Annotated in this window: 22 protein-coding genes; 10 read left to right on the top strand and 12 right to left on the bottom strand. The window is 71.4% G+C overall.

Annotation, left to right across the window (positions count from 1 at the left end):
- Window positions 1-426: 426 nt before the first annotated feature.
- The 4 genes from groL to ABZT93_RS22435 all read left to right on the top strand — a co-directional run bounded on the left by groL (window position 427) and on the right by ABZT93_RS22435 (window position 6,009).
- Window positions 427-2,049: a chaperonin GroEL gene (groL, locus tag ABZT93_RS22450; RefSeq protein WP_031043490.1), complete on the top strand. Its 1,623-nt coding sequence runs from the start codon at window positions 427-429 to the stop codon at window positions 2,047-2,049.
- A 345-nt stretch (window positions 2,050-2,394) separates the two neighbouring features.
- On the top strand, window positions 2,395-3,516 hold the full coding sequence (locus ABZT93_RS22445; RefSeq protein ID WP_356107000.1) for an NADH:flavin oxidoreductase: 1,122 nt from the start codon (window positions 2,395-2,397) through the stop codon (window positions 3,514-3,516).
- Between the two features lie 28 nt (window positions 3,517-3,544).
- A complete protein-coding gene (locus ABZT93_RS22440) occupies window positions 3,545-4,411 on the top strand; it encodes a metallophosphoesterase (RefSeq protein WP_356106997.1) in 867 nt (288 codons plus the stop codon).
- A 74-nt stretch (window positions 4,412-4,485) separates the two neighbouring features.
- A complete protein-coding gene (locus tag ABZT93_RS22435; RefSeq protein WP_356106993.1) occupies window positions 4,486-6,009 on the top strand; it encodes a carboxylesterase family protein in 1,524 nt (507 codons plus the stop codon).
- A gap of 30 nt (window positions 6,010-6,039) precedes the next feature.
- Here the strand turns inward: ABZT93_RS22435 and ABZT93_RS22430 are convergent, their stop codons facing one another.
- The 6 genes from ABZT93_RS22430 to ABZT93_RS22405 all read right to left on the bottom strand — a co-directional run bounded on the left by ABZT93_RS22430 (window position 6,040) and on the right by ABZT93_RS22405 (window position 8,339).
- On the bottom strand, window positions 6,040-6,609 hold the full coding sequence (locus ABZT93_RS22430) for a hypothetical protein (protein WP_356106990.1): 570 nt from the start codon (window positions 6,607-6,609) through the stop codon (window positions 6,040-6,042).
- Window positions 6,606-6,743 (bottom strand): hypothetical protein, encoded by a 138-nt coding sequence (locus ABZT93_RS22425; protein ID WP_356106987.1) that lies wholly within the window; start codon window positions 6,741-6,743, stop codon window positions 6,606-6,608. Before ABZT93_RS22425 ends, ABZT93_RS22430 begins: the two co-directional genes overlap by 4 nt.
- Window positions 6,740-7,015 (bottom strand): type II toxin-antitoxin system Phd/YefM family antitoxin, encoded by a 276-nt coding sequence (locus ABZT93_RS22420; protein WP_356106984.1) that lies wholly within the window; start codon window positions 7,013-7,015, stop codon window positions 6,740-6,742. The genes ABZT93_RS22425 and ABZT93_RS22420 overlap by 4 nt, the downstream gene beginning before the upstream one ends.
- Before the next feature lie 286 nt (window positions 7,016-7,301).
- Window positions 7,302-7,511: a hypothetical protein gene (locus tag ABZT93_RS22415; protein ID WP_356106981.1), complete on the bottom strand. Its 210-nt coding sequence runs from the start codon at window positions 7,509-7,511 to the stop codon at window positions 7,302-7,304.
- Window positions 7,512-7,650: 139 nt separating this feature from the next.
- Window positions 7,651-8,184, bottom strand: a complete 534-nt coding sequence (locus ABZT93_RS22410; RefSeq protein ID WP_356106978.1) for a DinB family protein — start codon at window positions 8,182-8,184, stop codon at window positions 7,651-7,653.
- Window positions 8,185-8,210: 26 nt separating this feature from the next.
- Window positions 8,211-8,339: a DUF397 domain-containing protein gene (locus tag ABZT93_RS22405; protein WP_356107027.1), complete on the bottom strand. Its 129-nt coding sequence runs from the start codon at window positions 8,337-8,339 to the stop codon at window positions 8,211-8,213.
- A gap of 78 nt (window positions 8,340-8,417) precedes the next feature.
- On the opposite strand from ABZT93_RS22405, the gene ABZT93_RS22400 reads away from it, so the two are divergent.
- Both ABZT93_RS22400 and ABZT93_RS22395 read left to right on the top strand, forming a co-directional pair.
- A complete protein-coding gene (locus ABZT93_RS22400; protein ID WP_356106976.1) occupies window positions 8,418-9,086 on the top strand; it encodes a class I SAM-dependent methyltransferase in 669 nt (222 codons plus the stop codon).
- Window positions 9,087-9,141: 55 nt separating this feature from the next.
- Window positions 9,142-9,780 (top strand): dihydrofolate reductase family protein, encoded by a 639-nt coding sequence (locus ABZT93_RS22395; protein WP_356106973.1) that lies wholly within the window; start codon window positions 9,142-9,144, stop codon window positions 9,778-9,780.
- Between the two features lie 8 nt (window positions 9,781-9,788).
- On the opposite strand, the gene murQ is transcribed toward ABZT93_RS22395, so the two are convergent.
- Both murQ and ABZT93_RS22385 read right to left on the bottom strand, forming a co-directional pair.
- Window positions 9,789-10,724, bottom strand: a complete 936-nt coding sequence (gene murQ, locus ABZT93_RS22390) for an N-acetylmuramic acid 6-phosphate etherase (RefSeq protein WP_356106970.1) — start codon at window positions 10,722-10,724, stop codon at window positions 9,789-9,791.
- 49 nt (window positions 10,725-10,773) lie between these two features.
- Entirely contained in the window at window positions 10,774-11,661 is an 888-nt protein-coding gene (locus ABZT93_RS22385) for a MurR/RpiR family transcriptional regulator (RefSeq protein WP_356106967.1), read from the bottom strand.
- 55 nt (window positions 11,662-11,716) lie between these two features.
- On the opposite strand from ABZT93_RS22385, the gene ABZT93_RS22380 reads away from it, so the two are divergent.
- Complete coding sequence (locus tag ABZT93_RS22380; RefSeq protein WP_356106965.1) at window positions 11,717-12,100, top strand: hypothetical protein; 384 nt, start codon at window positions 11,717-11,719, stop codon at window positions 12,098-12,100.
- Window positions 12,097-12,357: a DUF4031 domain-containing protein gene (locus ABZT93_RS22375; protein WP_356106962.1), complete on the top strand. Its 261-nt coding sequence runs from the start codon at window positions 12,097-12,099 to the stop codon at window positions 12,355-12,357. The genes ABZT93_RS22380 and ABZT93_RS22375 overlap by 4 nt, the downstream gene beginning before the upstream one ends.
- On the opposite strand, the gene ABZT93_RS22370 is transcribed toward ABZT93_RS22375, so the two are convergent.
- Together ABZT93_RS22370 and ABZT93_RS22365 are read right to left on the bottom strand one after the other, a co-directional pair.
- Window positions 12,354-13,460: a GNAT family N-acetyltransferase gene (locus ABZT93_RS22370; protein WP_356107024.1), complete on the bottom strand. Its 1,107-nt coding sequence runs from the start codon at window positions 13,458-13,460 to the stop codon at window positions 12,354-12,356. The two genes, ABZT93_RS22375 and ABZT93_RS22370, sit on opposite strands and share 4 nt — an antisense overlap.
- A gap of 35 nt (window positions 13,461-13,495) precedes the next feature.
- Window positions 13,496-14,140 carry a hypothetical protein gene (locus ABZT93_RS22365; RefSeq protein ID WP_356106959.1) on the bottom strand — a complete coding sequence of 215 codons (645 nt, stop codon included), beginning with the start codon at window positions 14,138-14,140 and terminating at the stop codon, window positions 13,496-13,498.
- A gap of 183 nt (window positions 14,141-14,323) precedes the next feature.
- Between ABZT93_RS22365 and ABZT93_RS22360 the strand changes: the two genes are divergently transcribed.
- Entirely contained in the window at window positions 14,324-15,016 is a 693-nt protein-coding gene (locus tag ABZT93_RS22360; RefSeq protein ID WP_356106956.1) for a copper homeostasis protein CutC, read from the top strand.
- Here the strand turns inward: ABZT93_RS22360 and ABZT93_RS22355 are convergent.
- Both ABZT93_RS22355 and ABZT93_RS22350 read right to left on the bottom strand, forming a co-directional pair.
- A complete protein-coding gene (locus tag ABZT93_RS22355) occupies window positions 15,013-15,627 on the bottom strand; it encodes a hypothetical protein (RefSeq protein WP_356106953.1) in 615 nt (204 codons plus the stop codon). The genes ABZT93_RS22360 and ABZT93_RS22355 overlap by 4 nt on opposite strands.
- Window positions 15,628-16,262: 635 nt before the next feature.
- On the bottom strand, window positions 16,263-18,311 hold the full coding sequence (locus tag ABZT93_RS22350; RefSeq protein WP_356107021.1) for a UvrD-helicase domain-containing protein: 2,049 nt from the start codon (window positions 18,309-18,311) through the stop codon (window positions 16,263-16,265).
- A gap of 362 nt (window positions 18,312-18,673) precedes the next feature.
- On the opposite strand from ABZT93_RS22350, the gene ABZT93_RS22345 reads away from it, so the two are divergent.
- Window positions 18,674-18,856, top strand: coding sequence for a hypothetical protein (locus ABZT93_RS22345; protein WP_356106950.1), 183 nt, complete (start codon window positions 18,674-18,676; stop codon window positions 18,854-18,856).

Genomic DNA, 18,856 nt, shown 5'->3' with positions numbered 1-18,856 from the left:
GGGGGGGGGGCGGGGGTGGAGGGTGTCCGTCCTCGGTCCGGCGGCTCGGCTGCTTGAGCAGGGCTCGGTAACGGACGCCGGCCGCTGCGGGCGGACACCCCCCACCCCGTCCCCTGCGCGCCGTACGCGGCTTGCGGCCTGTGTCGCCGCAGGTCGCGTCCGGGGCCTGCCGCCCCCGGACCACCCGCCCGGGCGGCCCACCCACCCCCGCCCCGGGGGCCCGATACGCGAGAGGCGCTTGCACTCGACCATGCCGAGTGCTAATCATTGGCGTTAGCACTCTGAAGGTGAGAGTGACAAAGATGGACCGGGTCGGTGAGGCCCGCAGGCCATGTGGGGCAAGGATCCACAGGCCGGCGAGCCGTCCGTCGCGGGCGCGGGCGCGGTCCGAAGGAATCACCCCCAGTCCTGGAGGGACCACTTCACATGGCCAAGATCATCGCGTTCGACGAGGAGGCGCGGCGCGGCCTCGAGCGCGGCATGAACCAGCTCGCGGACGCCGTGAAGGTGACGCTCGGCCCCAAGGGCCGCAACGTCGTCCTCGAGAAGAAGTGGGGCGCCCCCACGATCACCAACGATGGTGTCTCCATCGCCAAGGAGATCGAGCTCGAGGACCCGTACGAGAAGATCGGCGCCGAGCTGGTCAAGGAAGTCGCCAAGAAGACGGACGACGTCGCCGGTGACGGTACGACCACGGCGACCGTGCTCGCCCAGGCGCTCGTCCGCGAGGGCCTTCGCAACGTAGCCGCCGGCGCCAACCCCATGGCCCTCAAGCGCGGTATCGAGAAGGCCGTCGAGGCCGTCTCCGCCGCCCTGCTCGAGCAGGCCAAGGATGTCGAGACCAAGGAGCAGATCGCCTCCACGGCCTCCATCTCCGCCGCCGACACCCAGATCGGCGAGCTCATCGCCGAGGCGATGGACAAGGTCGGCAAGGAAGGCGTCATCACCGTCGAGGAGTCCCAGACCTTCGGTCTGGAGCTGGAGCTCACCGAGGGTATGCGCTTCGACAAGGGCTACATCTCGGCGTACTTCGCCACCGACATGGAGCGGATGGAGGCGTCGCTCGACGACCCGTACATCCTCATCGCCAACTCCAAGATCGGCTCTGTCAAGGACCTGCTCCCGCTCCTGGAGAAGGTCATGCAGTCGGGCAAGCCGCTGCTGATCATCGCCGAGGACGTCGAGGGCGAGGCCCTGTCGACCCTGGTCGTCAACAAGATCCGCGGCACCTTCAAGTCCGTCGCCGTCAAGGCCCCGGGCTTCGGTGACCGCCGCAAGGCCATGCTCGGCGACATCGCCATCCTCACGGGCGGCGAGGTCATCTCCGAGGAGGTCGGCCTCAAGCTGGAGAACGCGACCCTGGACCTCCTGGGCCGCGCCCGCAAGGTCGTCATCACCAAGGACGAGACCACCATCGTCGACGGTGCCGGTTCCTCGGACCAGGTCAACGGCCGGGTGAACCAGATCCGTGCCGAGATCGAGAACAGCGACTCGGACTACGACCGCGAGAAGCTCCAGGAGCGCCTGGCCAAGCTCGCCGGTGGTGTCGCCGTCATCAAGGCCGGTGCCGCGACCGAGGTCGAGCTCAAGGAGCGCAAGCACCGCATCGAGGACGCCGTGCGCAACGCCAAGGCGGCCGTCGAGGAGGGCATCGTCGCCGGTGGTGGCGTGGCCCTGCTCCAGGCCTCCAGCGTCTTCGAGAAGCTGGACCTCTCGGGTGACGAGCAGACCGGCGCCAACGCCGTGAAGCTCGCGCTGGAGGCCCCGCTCAAGCAGATCGCCGTCAACGGTGGTCTCGAGGGTGGCGTCATCGTCGAGAAGGTGCGCAACCTGCCCGTCGGCCACGGCCTGAACGCCGCGACCGGTGAGTACGTCGACATGATCGCCGAAGGCATCATCGACCCGGCGAAGGTGACCCGCTCTGCCCTGCAGAACGCCGCCTCCATCGCCGCGCTGTTCCTCACCACCGAGGCCGTCATCGCCGACAAGCCGGAGAAGGCCGCCGCGCCCGCCGGTGGCGGTATGCCGGGCGGTGACATGGACTTCTGATCGACCTCTGGTTGATCGACGTCCTTACCGAGGGCGGCACTCCCCGGAAGCGGGGTGTGCCGCCCCCGGGTTTTTCTGCGCTATGCTTGATCACGAGCCGCCCGACGTGAACTCCCGTCGGCCGACTACGCGTTGGTGGTCCAAGGAAAGACGCCCCGCTTCCTGCGGGGAGATGCAGGTGCAAGGCCTGCCCGGCGCTCGACAAGAAGCCCGTCCCACACTCGTGGGGCGGGCTTCTTCCATGCGTGGCCGGAGTCACAGAGCAGGGGGAAATCCTGGGGCGGACGGGACGGTTGGCACTTGGGAAGTGTCCATGCGTATGCACATACCGAGGAGTACCCCCACGTGACTGCCCCCGCCGCCTCCCGTGCCGCCGAGATTCTGTCCCGGCCGGTTCACATCAACGGCCTGACCGTCCCGAACCGCATCGCGATGGCGCCCATGACCCGCATGTTCTCCCCGGGCGGCATCCCCGGCGAGAACGTGGCGTCGTACTACTCCCGCCGCGCGGCCGCCGGAGTCGGTCTGATCGTCACCGAGGGCACGTACGTCGGACACGAGTCGGCCGGGCAGAGTGACAGCGTCCCGCGGTTCCACGGCGAGGAGCAGCTGGCGGGCTGGGCGAAGGTCGCCGAGCAGGTGCACGCGGCGGGCGGCACCATCGTGCCGCAGCTGTGGCACATCGGCATGGTGCGTGAGCAGGGCCAGCCGCCCTACGCCGACGCCCCGGCCGTCGGCCCCTCCGGCCTTCGTATCGGCGCCGACGAGCCCACCGGCAGGGCGATGACCCAGCGCGACCTGGACGACGTCATCGGCGCGTTCGCCGAGGCCGCGGCCGCCGCCGAGCGCATCGGCTTCGACGGCGTGGAACTGCACGGTGCCCACGGCTACCTCGTCGACCAGTTCCTGTGGGCGGGCACCAACCGCCGCACCGACGTCTACGGCGGTGACCCGGTCGCCCGTACGAAGTTCGCGGCGGAGATCGTGGCGGCCGTACGCGAGACGGTGTCGCCCGAGTTCCCGATCATCTTCCGGTACTCGCAGTGGAAGCAGGAGGCCTACAAGGCGCGGCTCGCCGAGACCCCGGAGGAGCTGGAGGCGATCCTCGCCCCGCTCGCCGCGGCCGGTGTCGACGCCTTCCACGCCTCCACCCGCCGCTACTGGCTCCCCGAGTTCGACGGCTCCGACCTCAACCTCGCCGGCTGGACCAAGAAGCTCACCGGCAGGACCACCATCACCGTCGGCTCGGTCGGTCTCGACGGCGACTTCATCCGCGGCTTCATGGGCGAGGGCTCCCCGGTCAAGGGCATCGACGACCTGCTCGACGCCCTGGAGCGCGAGGAGTACGACATGGTCGCCGTCGGACGGGCGCTGCTCCAGGACCCGCAGTGGGCCGCGAAGGTGCTGGCAGGCCGTTTCGACGAGTTGCAGTCGTACGAGGCATCCGCCCTGAAGACCCTCAGCTGAGCGCCAACTCGGCGGTAGTGTCCGGGAGATGAGGATCCTTCATCTCTCGGACACCCACATCAGGCGCCTCGACGCCCCCGACGCGAACGGCCTCAACGCCACCGACTCGCTGCGGCTGATGCTCGCCGAGCTGCGGCATCTTCGGGACATCGACGCGGTCGTCGTCACCGGGGACATCGCCGACGAGGGTGATGTGGAGGCGTATACGGCGGTGCGGGAGCTCGTCGGGGACTTCGCCCGGCCGTTGCAGGCTCCCGTCTTCTACACCACCGGCAACCACGACGAGCGCGAGGCCTTCGGCAAGGTGCTGGGGAGCGGGCACGCCCGGCCCGAGGCGGTGCTGGAGACCGGGGCGGCGGAGCGGGCCGCGGTGAGCACGGTCGGGGGCCATCGGTTCGTCACGCTCGACTCGCTCGTACCGGGGAAGGTGTACGGCCGTATCAGTGCGGCCCAACTGGACTGGCTGCGCGGGGTGTTGAGCAACCCGGCCGAGCACGGCACCGTCCTCGCCCTCCACCACCCGCCCCTCAGCCTCGGCCTCTCGGTGACCCAGCCCGTCTTCGGGCTGCTCAACCCCGAGGAGCTGGCCGCGGCGATTCGGGGGAGTGATGTACGGGTCGTGCTGACCGGGCACTTTCATCTTCAGCTCTTCGGGATGCTGGAGTCGGTGCCGGTGTGGGTCACGCCCGGCGTGGTCAACCGCATCGACCTGACGACGCCGTACGGCACCGAGCGGGCCGTGCGGGGGGCCTCGGCCTCACTGGTGGAACTGGGCGGTCCGGCGAGCCCGATGTTCCACACCTTCCACGCGCGGGACCCGCGGGCGCACGAGACGGTGTACCAGCTGGACGAGGAGCGGACCCGGGCGGTGGTGGAGCGGCACGGGCCTCGGTGACGACTTGGTTGACTCAGGCAAGGGAAGTGGGCTGAAGTGAATCGGACAGCCCCCTATCCGTGAGGAGTTCGACGATGACGTCAGCCGAGGATCTCGAAGTGCGTACCGCGGCCGGTGCCGTGCGCGGGCGGGCCGAGGACGGACTGGTGGTCTTCCGGGGGATCCCGTTCGCCGAACCCCCGGTGGGCGAGGCGCGCTTCCAGGCGCCGCGGCCCGTCAGCAGCTGGGCGGGGACCCGGGAGGCGTACGACTTCGGGCCCCCGCCCCCGCAGGAGTCGGGCTTCCAGGGGCGCGCGGGTGTGGTGGAGACACCCACCGGCGACGACTGGCTGACGGTCAACGTCTGGACCCCCGGCACGGACCCGTCGGCCCGCCGCCCGGTCATGGTGTGGATCTACGGCGGTGCCTACAAACTGGGCCACTCGGGCAGCCCCGGCTACGACGCCCAGCACCTCGCGCGCGCCGGTGACGTCGTCGTGGTGACCCTCAACTACCGCGTCGGCATCGAGGGGTTCGCCCTGCTGGAGGGGGCGCCCGCGAACCGGGGCCTGCTCGACCAGGTCGCGGCGCTGGAGTGGGTGCGGGACAACATCACGGCGTTCGGCGGGGACCCCGGGCAGGTCACCGTGTTCGGGGAGTCGGCGGGCGCGGGATCGGTGGCCTCCCTGCTGGCGATGCCGAGCGCGCGGGGGCTGTTCGGGCGGGCCGTCGCGCAGAGCGTGCCCGGCACGTACTTCTCCGCCGAACTGGCCCGGGACATAGCGGTGGAGATCGGCAAGGAGGCGGGCCTGACGCCGACGGCCGCCGCGCTGTCCGCCGTGGATCCCCGTGAACTCCCGGCGGCCGGTGAGCGGTTGAGCCTGCGCATGCGTGAGTACGACGACCGGTGGGGGCAGGCGGCGCCGACTGTGACACCGTTCGCACCGGTCGTCGACGGCGAGGTGCTGCCGTGCACCCCCTGGGAGGCGCTGACGGCGGGCGCGGGGCGGGACGTGGACCTGCTCGTCGGGCACAACCGGGACGAGTACCGCCTCTTCCTCGCCCTCGGTGAGCAGCTCGGCAGGATCACCGAGGAGCAGGCGGCCGCGGCCCTCAGGACGTTCGCGCCGGGCCTGGACGGGGAGCGCTCCTACCGCGAGGCCTTCCCGGACGCCTCGCCGACCGAACTCTACGAACGCGTGCAGACGGACTGGCTGTTCAACATGCCCTCCCTGCGGCTGGCGGAAGCACAGGCCGCGGGCGGCGGCCGGGCCCACCTCTACGAACTGACCTGGCCCGCACCGGCATTCGGCGGCACGCTCGGCGCGTGCCACGGGCTGGACATCCCCCTGCTGTTCGGCACTTACGACGCCGATCTCGGCAATCTGCTGTTCGCGGGGACCGGGGTGCCGGACGAGGCCAGGGCACTGACCGCGCACTTCCAGTCGGCGTGGACCAGGTTCGCGCGGACCGGGGACCCGGGGTGGCCGGCGTACGACGGCGATGGCCGACTCACCCAGGTGTTGGACGCAGCGGCGGAGGTGCGGCCGTACCCGGAGGAGGTGTCCCGGCGGCTGTGGGAAGGGCACGGCTTCCCGGCGCTGCCGCTGCTGAAGTAGCCCGCTCGACCCGGCCGGGCTCGCCGGGTTCTAGAGATTGCCGAGCGGCTCGATGTCCACCTTCACCGGGATGCCCCACACGCGCAGCACCTCGTAGTCGGTGAACTCGTGCACGAGCCGGTACGCCATCGCGGCGCGCGGGCCACGGCGCTGGGCGTTGAGGTAGAGCTCGGCCTCGTGCCGGTCCCGCCTCGGCGTCCCGCACAGCTGCCACTCCTGGCCGGTCCACTGCTCCGGCAGCCAGCGCTGCTGAGGCTGGGGCCGGTCCTCCCGCACCCCGTACCGGGAGGGGGTGGGTTCGGTGGAGCGGGGGCGCGCGGAAGGTCCGTTGATCTCGGCGCGGCGGGCCGCCCGGCGCCGGGTCTCGCACAGCAGGCACAGGTCGGGGGCGTTCTCGTCGACCGGGCCGTTCGGGTGCTCGGCGCAGCGGGTGGTGGGAGCGGCGGTGGTGACGCTGTCCTCCAGCAGCTCCAGCGCCCGCTTCAGATCGGTCCTGACCTCGTGAAGCTTGGCGTCCGGGGCGTCGGCGGTGAGGGCGTCGCCGTGCTCGCCGAGCACACGGAGGGCACGGCCTAGGGCGGTGAGCTGGGCGTGGTTCATGGGGTGGCTCCGGTTCTCGCGTCGGCGAGTGCGCGTACCGCCACGGCCGTTGCCTTGGCGCCGACGGGGTCGATGGCGCGGAGTCGCCGGAACTCGTCCATGGCGGCGTTCTCCCACACCACTGTGTGGGTCACGAAGCGGCCTCTTCGCGGTCCTCTTCCTCCAGCTGTGCCACGAACTCGTCGTGGGACATCGAGGGGCCGGTCGGCGCTGCCTGCCGAGCGCGCGCTTCAGCGATGTCGGACTCGTCCCGCAGTCGCTGAAGCTCTTCGAGCTCGCTTATCGGGATGAGCGCGGCGGCGGGCTTGCCGTACTCGGTGATCAGGATCTGCTCCTGGCCGTGCCGGACACGGCCGACCAGTTGACCGAGCTGGTTGCGGGCCTCTACGAGGGGATACGTGTCCATGCAAAAACTGTACACACCTGCAAGTGTGTGCGCTGGGACGTGGTTCGTCATGCGCGCATGCTCTCTTCTCGTTTCCGGGACATCGGGGCCCGGATCTCGCCTGCCCGGGCATGGACCACTGGGGCGGGCAGGAGTGTGGCGGGGCGTGCGGTGGCGTGTTCGCCCCGACAGCCCTTGTGCCCACCCCTCGGCAGGGCCTCCGGACGCCCGAGCACCCCGCACTTCGCGCACTCCAGGATCCGGTCGGGCGGTCGCGGAGGCGGGGGCTCCGGAGGGAGCTTGTCGGTCAGGCGGCGGCGGAGAGGGACAGGGAAGGGGTCTCGCGGCCCAGCGCGGCCAGCAGGATGTGGGCGCGGGAGCGGATGGGCGGGCGGCTCGGTGGGTCCTGCGGTACGTCACCCCGCGTGAAGGCCGCCCACCAGTCGTCGTCACGGGCGGTACGGGAGAACCACGATCGAGTGATCCAGCGGTGCCCTCCGTTGACATGCTCCCCCATTCAGGGGTTTGGGCCCGTCCTTGACGCCGCAGGTCTGGGAGGTCGGCTCGAACCGGCCGATCCTGACCAGGGTGCGGCCGTACCGTTCTGCTTTGCACTCCAACATGCTCGGAGCTGGGGCCTTGAGCTTCGGGACCGGTCAGCCCATGCTCTTCGCGCCGTCCAGGGACTCGCGGATGATGTCGGCGTGCCCCGCGTGCTGGGCGGTCTCGGCGGCGATGTGCAGCAGCACCCTGCGGGCCGACCAGCGAGCCCCGGGCTCGTTCCAGGGCGCCTTGGGCAGCGGATGGGTGGCGTTCAGGTCGGGCAGGGCGATGACGAGTTCGTCGGTCCTGCGGGCCGTCTCCTCGTAGTCGGCCAGCACGCCGGCCAGCGTCTCGCCGGGCAGCATGCGGAACTCGTCGGCCCGCCGGGCGAAGTCGGCCTCGGTCATGGCGGTGAAGTCGGGCATGGCGGAGGGGCCGTTGAGGATGAAGTCCGCCCAGTGCCGCTCCACCGACGTGACGTGTTTGATCAGGCCGCCCAGACACAACTGGCTGGCGGTGGTCCGCTGCCCGGCCTGCTCGTCGGTGAGGTCGCGGGTCGTGAAGCGCAGGAAGCGCCGGCTGTGGGCCAGCGCCTCCAGCAGGTCGGTGCGCTCGTCGGTCGTGATGGCGTGCGTGGTGTCGGTCATGGCGGCCACGTTAGGAGCCGTATAGGTCAGATCCTGACCTCTATGACCGCCTTGACGAACACAGACCATGACTCCGGCCGGAGCATGAGCTTCGGGCCGGGGGGCTTTGAGTCGCGGACGGGGACGGTGGTGGGGTGACCGACGGCTCCCTCCAGGCAGTCGCCGCCAGGAGAGGGGGCGGAAGGTCAACAGGGAGAGGTGCATGCCCTGTTGAACCCTGTTGAAAATGAACCATGCCTCTCCTGGACGCCCTCGCCCGCATCAACGACGCGTACCCCTGGAGCCACAACGCCCACTTCCACCCGTGGATCATGCGCCAGTTGCCCGCCCGCTTCGACCGTGCCCTCGACGTCGGCTGCGGTTCCGGGGACCTCGCCCGGCTGCTGGCCACGCGCGCGACCCACGTGCACGGCATCGACAGCGACGAGCGGATCATCGCCAGGGCGAGGGAGGCCACCGACCCCGGGCCCCCCGTCACCTTCGCCGTCGCGGACGCGCTGTCCTACGGCGAAGGCTCCCGTTACGACGTCATCACCTGTGTCGCCGTACTTCACCACCTCCCCCTGACCGAGACCCTCAGCCGGTTCCGAGACCAACTGGCTCCCGGCGGCACTCTGGTGATCGTCGGACTCACGCGGGAGGACACCCGCGTTCAGACCCTCCTCGGCCTCGCGTCCGTCCCGCTCAACCTGATCACCGGTTGGATCAAGAACCGGGGGCGGACAGCACCACGCCCCGTCGCCATGACCGCCCCGACCCGCCCGGCCGACGTCCCGTACACCGAGTTCGTCCGCGAAGCCCGCCGCGTCCTCCCCGGCGTACAGCTGAGGCGGCGGCTTTTCTGGCGGCACACCCTCGTCTGGAAAAAGGTGCGCGGGGATGTCGATCCAGGCAGGCTCTGAACGACGCAGAGGTGAGAGCACGACACCGCACGACACCACGCGAGAGGCGAAGACCATGCCGAAGGTCCGTGTACACAACGTGACGATCTCCCTCGACGGCTTCATGGCCGGTCCGAACCAGCGACTGGACGCCCCGTTCGGTGACGGCGTCGGCTGGGGCGACGACCTGCACAGCTGGTTCATGTCCGCGTCGCAGGACGCGACCGCGGGGAAGTCCGGGATCGATGTCGACCACTTCGTGCGCGGCGACCAGAACATCGGCGCCACGATCATGGGGCGGAACATGTTCGGTCCGCAGCGCGGTCCCTGGGAGGACGAGTCCTGGCAGGGCTGGTGGGGTGAGAACCCGCCGTACCACCACGACGTCTTCGTGCACACCCATCACCTGCGGCCGTCACTGGAGATGGCCGGCGGGACCACCTTCCACTTCACCGACGAGCCGCCGGAGGCGGTCCTCCGGCGCGCCTTCGACGCCGCGGACGGCAAGGATGTCCGGATCGGCGGCGGGGCGGCGGTCATCCGGCAGTATCTGCGCGCCGGGCTGATCGACGAGGTCCATCTGGCGATCGCGCCGCTCCTCATCGGACGCGGGGAGCGGCTGCTCGACGACCTGGGCGACGGGATCGACGGTTACCGGGTGTCCGAACTGGTCAGCTCACCGAACGTCACCCACGCGCTGCTGGTCCGCCGCTGAGACGTCCTTCAGCGGGCCGTCGCCGCCAGGGCGGCCCGCAGATGGCCCCCCGACTCCTCCAGCAGGCGGGCCGCCGTGGGCCCGTCGACGTCGGCCAGGATGGTCAGGATCGCGTTCTTCACCTCGCCGTCCGTGTCGGTCAGCGCCTGCTCGACCTCCTCGTCGTCGGCGCCGGTGGCGAGGGCGACGATGCGGCGGGAGCGGGCCCGCAGCTTCTCGTTGGAGGCGCGGACGTCGACCATCAGGTTTCCGTAGGTCTTGCCGAGGCGGATCATCGTGATCGTCGACAGCATGTTGAGGACGAGCTTCTGGGCGGTGCCGGCTTTCAGGCGGGTGGAGCCGGTGAGCAGTTCGGGGCCCACCACGACCTCGATGCCGTGATCGGCGGCGGCGGCGAGCGCGCTGTCCGCGTTGCAGGACAGCCCGACGGTCAACGCCCCCTGTGCGCGGGCGTGTTCCACCGCGCCGACGGCGTAAGGGGTACGACCGGACGCGGACACCCCGACCACCGTGTCCACGGCCGTCACCGTGAGCCCGTCCAGGTCGGCCCGCGCCAGCTCCGCGGAGTCCTCGGCCCCCTCGACCGACGTCACCAGGGCGTCCGGGCCGCCCGCGATCAGGCCCACGACCTGCGCCGGGTCCGTGTTGAAGGTCGGCGGACACTCGGAGGCGTCCAGCACGCCGAGGCGTCCGGCGGTCCCGGCACCGGCGTAGATCAGCCGGCCGCCCCGGGCCATCCGGTCGGCGATCGCGTCGATGGCGGCGGCGATCCGAGGCAGCTGCCGGGACACCGCGGCGGGCACGGAGGCGTCCTCGCCGTTCATCAGCCGGGCGATGTCGAGGGTCGGCAGCCGGTCGATGTCGGCGAGCTCGGGCCGGAAGGCCTCGGTGGTGAGCTTCTCCAACTGGGCTTGCAGATCACGGGGGTCGGAGGAGGAGGTCATGGCGGAGTGGCTCTTTCTTCGTGACCGACGTCTACCGGGTGACTCGTCTCTACCGGCGGTGCCGATGCGCCAGTGCCTCGTAGGACGCGGCCAGCGCGGGCGCCGCCGTCTCGTACGTCCGCTGCGCCACCCCCACGAACAGACAGTCGACCACCAGCAGCTGGCTCGTCCGCGACGACATCGCCGCGGGCCGCAGCTCGCTCTCCCGGGCCGTGGACGTCGTCAGCACCTGGTCGGCGTACTGCGTCACCGCCCCGTCCGGGCGGCCGGTGATGGCCACCGTAGTGGCCCCGCGCTCGAACGCGACCCGCAACGGCTCGATGACGTCGCCGGTCGCCCCCGAGTGGGTGATCGCGATCGCCACGTCCCCCGACCGCAGCTGCACCGCGTTGGTCACGGCCAGGTGCGGATCACTGTGCGCCTGGGCTATCAGCCCTATCCGCAGCAGCTTCTGCGTGAGGTCCTGTGCGACGAGACCGGAGGCACCCACCCCGTACACGTCGATCCGCCGCGCCGAGGCCGTCGCGGCGACCGCCGCGCCCAACTGCGCGGTGTCCAGCCCGGCCGCCGTGTCCGCGAGGGTCTGCTGCTCGTCGTAGGCGAGCTTGGCGACCACGTCCGCGATCGGATCGTCCACCGCGATGTCCGTGGTGATCGCCGGCGCCCGCCCGGACTGCTGCTGAGCGGCCAGCCCCGCGAGGGCGAGCCGCAGGTCGCGGTATCCGGGATAGCCCAGCAGCCGGGCCGTCCGCACGACCGTCGCCTCGCTGGTCCCGGTCAGTTCGGCGAGGCCTGTCACGGTGAGCGCCGCGCACCCCGCGGGGTCGGCGGCCACGGCCTCGGCGACCCGGTGCATGGAGCGCGTCATGGACGGACCCAGCGTGCGCACCTTCGCGGCGAGAGCGCTGCCGAAAATTTCCTTCACTTCCTGGGGCACATGTGAAAGATATTTTCGGCTCGGTGTCGTGGTCAAGAGCCCGCACAATGGCTCCATGGAGTCCATCGGTCCACTTGAGCAGTCCCTGCACACGGCACGCGCCCTTGTACTCGAAGACCTGGCCGCGAGCCAGGTCGCCGCCGCGGACGTGGTGTCGATGGTCGAGGATTCCGTCGTACAGCGGCGCTGGTGGGTGGAGCAGTGGCCGGAGGGCGCGGAGTTCGTGGCGGGCCTGGTCGCGCAGGACGTCCAGGACGCGCTCCTGGAGCGCCACGGCCGCTGGCCGCTGTGCCCGGTGTGCGGTTCCGGTGACCCGCACGCCCTGGAGGTCGAGCCCGAGCTGGGCCCCGCCCCGCACTGGGTGTGCCACCAGGCGGGCGTGAAGGTCGCGGCGATCGGCTCGCTCGGGACCGCGATGGGCGGGATCTCCTCCTCGTGACCGTCTACATCGACCCACCCACCTGGCCGGGCCACGGCCGCATGTGGTCCCACCTGATCAGCGACGCCTCCTTCGAGGAACTGCACACGTTCGCCGAGGAGTTGGGGGTGCCTGCGCGGGCCTTCGAGCGGGACCACTACGACATCCCGTCGCACCGGTACGCCGACGTGGTCGCGGCGGGCGCGGTGGAGGTGAGCAGCCGGGAGGTCGTGCGGTTGCTCACGGGGGCGGGGTTGCGGCGGCCGAAGGGGCGTTAACCGGCCCCGCCGGACAGCACGTACAGCCACAGCCCCGGTTCCGTCTCCCCGTACGCGTGCTCCTCCTCCACGGTCGCCCGCGCGAACCCGGCCCGGGCGATCACGCGTTGGGAGGCGGCATTGTCGGGCTCGATGGTGGCGCACAGGCTGCGCACGTCGTCGCGGGCCAGGGCCCAGTCGCTCAGTGCGCGCAGGGCCTCCGTGGCGTAGCCCTGGCCGCGGGCGCTCTCGGCGAGGTCGTAGCCGACCTCCGCGCGGCCGTCCTCGTCGGGGGCGCCGTGGAAGCCCATGCCGCCGATCGCGCGGCCGTCCTGCCGTCGTACGAGGACGAAGAGGCCGAACTCCGGGCGGTGCACGCCGGCTTCGTAGGCCTTGATGGTCATGCCGGCGGCCTCGCGGGTGCCCTCGAAGGGGCCGTCCTCGACCCACTCGAAGTCGCCGTCGCCGCCCGCGGCCAGTTCGGCGGCGGACGCGGGCGTGACGCCCTGGAGGGTCAGCCGCTCGGTGTGCAGGACGAGGTTGTTGCTCCAGCGCCACTCGGTGCGCGGCGCGCGGCCGGGCAGGTCGCCGCGACCGGTGGTCCACAGGAGGGTGCGCCAGGGGTCGGGGCCCGGCTGGACATCGGGGAAGATCCGGGTCAGCACGTACTCGGGGAGCCGGGCGGGGGGCTCGTACGCCAGGCCCAGGCCGTCCGCGATGTCGTACGTGTGCAGCAGGACCTCGGCGACGCCCATCGCGGCGAAGCCCACGCGGTTCGCGCTGCGGAAGGGGTACGGGTGGAAGGCGCGGGCCTCGCGCGGGGTGCTGCGGATCGTCGCCGCGAGCAGTGTGCCGGCCGTCTCGACGACCTGGAGGGCCCCCTCGGCGTCCGTGTCGTCGTCCAGGAAGATCTCGAAAGGGACCCACGTGTCCTGCGCCCGGCCCGCCAACTGCCCCGCGTACGCGATCAGATTGCCCGCGATGTGCTCGGCCGTCTTCAGACAGCTCCACTCCACCCGGCCGGCCGGCACCCCGGCCCAGTCGCGGTCCACCACCGTCCGCAGGACCGCCACCGCGTCCGCGACAGCCTCCGTCACCCGTTCCGCGCCCTGGTCCGCGCCCATGTCTGCCATGCGGGCAGGCTAAGGCGCCGGACGCCTCAGAGCGACAGCATTTCCAGCTCCGAGGTGAGGTTGTAACGGGCCGTGGCCTCCCACTCCCGCTCCCCGTACGGCGTCCTGTACAGCCGTGGCAGGTCGAGCAGTTGGCGCAGGATCGCGGACCGGCCCTCGCGGAAGGCGTCGCTCGGGACGAAGCCGTACTCCTCGCGGACGGCGGCCGTGTAGGCGGCGTACGCGGAGGGCGGGGCGGCGAGGATCGCGAGGTCGGCGTCGCAGAGGACCTGGCCGTCGCGGTCGTCGTCGGCGGGGTCGTGAGCGGTGGTGAGCCGGACCAGACGGGCGACCTCGGCCGTCGCGGCGGCCGGGACCCCGGCTTCGGCGAGGGCGCGTTCGGCCAGGCGGGCGGAGCGCTCCTCGTTCTCCGAGCGGTCCGGGAGGTAGACGGCGTCGTGGAACCAGGCCGCGAGCCGGACCAGGTGCGGGGCGTCCGCGTACTCCGCCAGCACGTCGACGTGGTCGAGGACCGCCGTCAGGTGGTGGACGGTGTGGTACCGCCGCTGCGGCTCCTGCCAGCGGGCGAGGAGATTGTCGGCGTACGGCGCCGGATCGGGGCCGACGGTCCCGGGGCGGGCACCCTCCAGGGCACGGGCGAAACGGTCGCGGAGGTCGTCGAGATCGGCCATGCCCTCATTGTCCCCCCGGCCGGGGCGTCCGGTGGCGGGGCGGGCGTACGAGCTCGCGGGGGCCGACGCGAAGGAGCTGAACATCTTCGGCTGAGACGCACTGGTGAGAGGGACTCCATGGCGGCGTATTCTGGAATTGGACTAGACCTGTAGCCGCCCGAGACCGTCGACGAATGGGGCCCCATGAGCAAGCGTGCAGTCCTGGAGGTGATCGCCCTCGACGCCGAGGACGCGATCGCCGCCCAGGCCGGAGGCGCGGACCGGCTGGAACTGGTGACCGACATGGCGGCGGACGGTCTGACGCCGACGGTCTCCACGGTCACCGCCATTCGGGCCGCCGTGTCCATCCCGCTGCGGGTGATGCTGCGGCTGTCGGACGGATTCGCGGCGGGTGACGTCTCGCGGGTGGCCCGGGCGGCGCGGGAGCTGCGGGACGCCGGGGCCGAGGAGTTCGTGCTCGGCTTCCTGAACGCGTCCGGTGAGGTGGATCTGGCAGCCGTGGAACGGATGGCCGAGGAGCTGGACGGCTGCCGCTGGACCTTCCACCGCGCCATCGACCACGCGGCGGACCGGGACGCACTGCGCAAGCAGCTCGCCGACCTGCCGGGACTGGACACCTACCTCACGGCGGGCTCCGCGGCCGGGGTCGACGACGGGCTTGCCGTGCTGCTCGCGGAGGCGGCGAGGGCGGGGGAGCCGGGCTACGAGCAGCAGTTGCTGGTGGGCGGCGGGCTGCGGCTGGAACAGGTGCCGCGGCTCCGCGCGGCGGGGATCGACGCGTTCCACATCGGCGGAGCGGCGAGGCCGGGCGGCTGGGAGGCGCCGGTGTCGGTGGCGGCGGTGGGGGAGTGGCGGCGGGTGGTGGACGGACGCTAGCCCTTCAGAGGGTGCAGACACAGGGGCTTGTCGTGGCCCTTGCTGTACATCGGGCCGACGGAGTGGTCCCCAGAGGCGCACGAGTCGTTCGTCCAGGGACGGACGACGTACTGCGCGGTCGAGGAGCCACACGGCTCGGGCTTGAGCTTCTCGTAGGGCCACGTGGCGTCGTTGCGGGCGCAGGAGCCCATCGTCAGGGTCGGGTAGACGTCGTTCGGGTAGTCGGTAAGACCCTTGCCGCTGCTTTCGCTGCTTGCTCCGTTTTCCGTGCTCTCCCTGCTCGGGCCCGCCACCAGTCCGACGACCAGGAGCGCCGTGAACGCGAACACCGCCAGGCCCAGCAAGCCCATCGGGATCAGTGCCAGGATGCCCGCCGGGCGCTTGAACACCGGCTTGCCGGGGTCCAGGGGCGGCCGGAACCCCGGTGCGACCGGTTCCGGGACCCGTCGGATTCCGGACAGCGCGCCGAGGTTGGCCAGCAGGGTGAAGGGCGTGATCAGCACCGACAGCGGGCCCCACCAGCCCAGCACCATCGTGTCCGCCTGCATGTCCCGGAAGCTCGCCAGCGCGCAGGTCCGGCAGAACATCCCCTCACGCTTCAGGAACCGCATGATCACCACCATCCCCTGGTGACCCCGGACCGTCACGGGCGCGGCAGGCGCCGCCCCGCAGATCTGACAGAGGGCCGGACCGGGAGTGGGCACGGAAGTGTGCTGATACGGCCCGGGGGCGGGCGCCTGCTGATAGGGCCCCGGGGGCGGTGACTGGGGGTACGCGCGCGGGGTCGGTGGCTGGGGGTACGCGCCCGGGGTCGGCGCTTGCGGGTACGCGCCCGGTGTCGGCGCCTGCTGATAGGGCCCCGGGGTCGGTGGGTGCGGGTATGCCCCTGGGGCGGGTGCCTCTTGATGCCCGCCTGGCGCCGAGGCCTGCGGGTACGCCCACGGGACCAGCCCTTGTTGATGCCCGCCCGGCGTCGGGGCCTGGGGGTACGCGCCCGGAGTCGGCGCTTGCTGATAGGGCCCCGGGGTCGGTGGGTGCGGGTATGCCCCTGGGGCGGGCGCCTGCTGATAGGGCCCCGGCGTCGGTGACTGCGGGTACACCCCCGGTGTCGGCGCCGGCTGATAAGGCCCCGGCGCCGGCGGATACGCGGGGTGCGAGGGGGGTGGCGTGGTCAACAGGGGGCCTTTCAGGGGGACTCACGGGGACTCAGAGGGCTCACGGGAACATCGCGGAGCGGTTCCGCACCCTACCCGGCCAGCGCCGCGGGCAACGGTGCCGCGTGCGTCACGATCAGGCCCGACACCGCTCGGGTCAGCGCCACGTACAGCCGCCGCAGCCCGGTCCGCTCGTCCGGTTCGCCGTCGACCACCGCCTGGGGCTCGTCCAGGACGACGTAGTCGTACTCGAGACCCTTGGCGAGAGACGCCGGGACCAGGGTCAGCCGGGTCTCGGCCGTGGTCTCCTCACCCGGGGCGAGATACGGGATCCCCGCCGCCGTCAGCGCCTGGGCGAGGACCGGTACCCGAGCGTCCGCCGCGATCAGACCGGTAGAGCCCTCGTTGCGCAGCAACTCCTCGCACGCGGCCACCACATCCGCCGTACCGGAGTTCTCCCGCAGGTCGAAGAAGCCCGGGTTCTCACGCACCGACGCGACCGGGGTCAGGCCCGGCGCGATGTGCGGCAGGAGCCGGGAGGCGTAGGTGATGACGTCCGTCGGCACGCGGAAGCCGGCCGTCAACTCCTCGATCACCCCGTCGGACTTGCCGAGGTGGGCCAGCGCCTCGTCCCAACTCCGCGTCGCCCACGGCGTGGTGCCCTGCGCGAGATCGCCGAGGACGGTCGCCGAACCGGTCGAGCAGCGGCGCCCGACCGCCCGGTACTGCATGGGGGACAGGTCCTGCGCCTCGTCCAGCACCACATGCCCGAGCGAGTGCGTACGCTCCACTAGGTCCGTCGCCTCGTCGATCAACACCGCGTCCGCCGAAGACCACTTGGCCGACTTCACCGACCGCACCGGCTTCGCCCACAGGATCGTCTTCTGCTCGTCCTCGTCGAGGACACCCTCCGCGTGCTCGGCGAGGAAGTCCGCGTCCGTCAGCAGCCGCAGCACCAGCTTCGCCGGATCCACCGGCGGCCAGATCGCCTTCACCGCCGCCTTCACCGCCGGGTTGCGGGCCACCGCGTCCTGCACACGGTCGTCCGGCGCCTCCCCGGACCGCTCCATCTGCACCAGCACGGCGTGTGCGATGCGCTGCGGGAGCGCCTCGCGGGCGGCGCCGTACCGGATACCCCGGTGGAGCAACTCCCTTACGGTCTCCTCGATCTCGTACGCCGGGACCCGCCACCTGCGTGACCCGCGCACCACCATCACCGGCTCGGTCGGCATGGTCACATGGGAGTAGACGGCCCGCCTCAGCACCTCCGCCATCCTCGCGTCGCCCTTGAGGACGGCGGCGGGCGCCTCGTCGGTGCCGCGCACCTCCAGGCCCGTGGCCACCAGGTCGTCGACGGTCGCCTGCTTCACCGTCAACTCACCCAGTGCGGGCAGCACCTGCTCGATGTAGTGCAGGAAGGACCGGTTCGGTCCGATGACGAGCGTGCCGGTGCGCGCGAGCCGCTCGCGGTGGGCGTACAGGAGGTAGGCGACCCGGTGCAGGCCCACTGCGGTCTTCCCGGTCCCCGGGCCACCCTGGACGCAGACCGTGCCGCCGAGCCCGGACCGTACGATCTCGTCCTGCTCGGGCTGGATCGTCGCCACGATGTCGCGCATCGGGCCGACGCGCGGGCGCTCGATCTCCTGCTGGAGCAGCTTGCTGGTGGCCGCGGCCTCGGCGGGATCGGAGAGGTGCTCGTCCTCGTAGGCCGTGATGTCCCCGCGGGTGTACCCGAAACGGCGGCGCAGCCCGACGTCCATCGGGTCCTTCTTGGACGCACGGTAGAACGGCTGCGAGACCGGCGCGCGCCAGTCGATCACCATCGGGTCGCCGTCGTGGTCGTGGACGTGCCGGCGGCCGATGTAGAAGCGCTCGCCCTCCGCGCCTTCCGCCCGGTCGGCGCCGGGGGAGTGCAGGTAGTCGAGGCGGCCGAAGAAGAGGGGGGTGTCGCTGAGGTCGGCCAGCGACTTGATGCGCTCGCCGATCTGGCGGGCCAGGACCTCGGCGTTGACCCAGTTCGCGGTGACGTCCTTGATGTCCAGCGACTCGACGTCCTCACGCATGGCGCGCAGCGCGGCACGGGAACCGGCGAGGTGGGAGCGTTCGCGGGCGAGGGGGTCGTCGTCGATGGGCGCGGGCAGGGCAGACAAGGGGGTGCCTCCGAAGGCGCTGCGGGGTGGGTGGCTACCGGGTGGGTGGCAGCGAGGTGCCGACCGGTTTCCGTCCGGGCGGCGGCACTCCGAGAGGGAGGCGGGCAGGAGCGGAGATTGTAGAGGGACCGGGTGAGAGGGGTCCAACGAATTACTCCGGCCCGCTGTTCTCCGGCCCCCTTCTCCAGCCCCCCTTCTCCAGCCCCTGTTCTCCGGCCCCGTTCTCCGGCCCCCTAAGGGATCGCCCCTCCTCCTCTGGGGGTGGCTCCACCCCCAGGCGGTACTCAGGTAGCACAGAAAGGGGCTACCTGGGACCGATGCCCTCTTTATGCCTGCTCGGCCACCATGGAGGCATGAGCGCAGCGACCTTCACCCCAGCACCTGGTCGCCCGTCCGGGGCGACTCCCCTCTCCGGTAACCACACCACCCACCGCCTGGGCAACGCCCTCCGGGCGGTCCGCGTCTTCGCCGGCGCCGCTTTCGACGTCGTCATACTCGGCGAGTACGGCGAGGAGGCCGGCGTCCGCCGCCGTTGA

The organism is Streptomyces sp. NPDC005303, assembly GCF_040607335.1.
Classification (GTDB): domain Bacteria; phylum Actinomycetota; class Actinomycetes; order Streptomycetales; family Streptomycetaceae; genus Streptomyces.
Note: the sequence above shows the minus strand (reverse complement) of the source record. Positions and strands in the feature narration are given on the sequence as shown.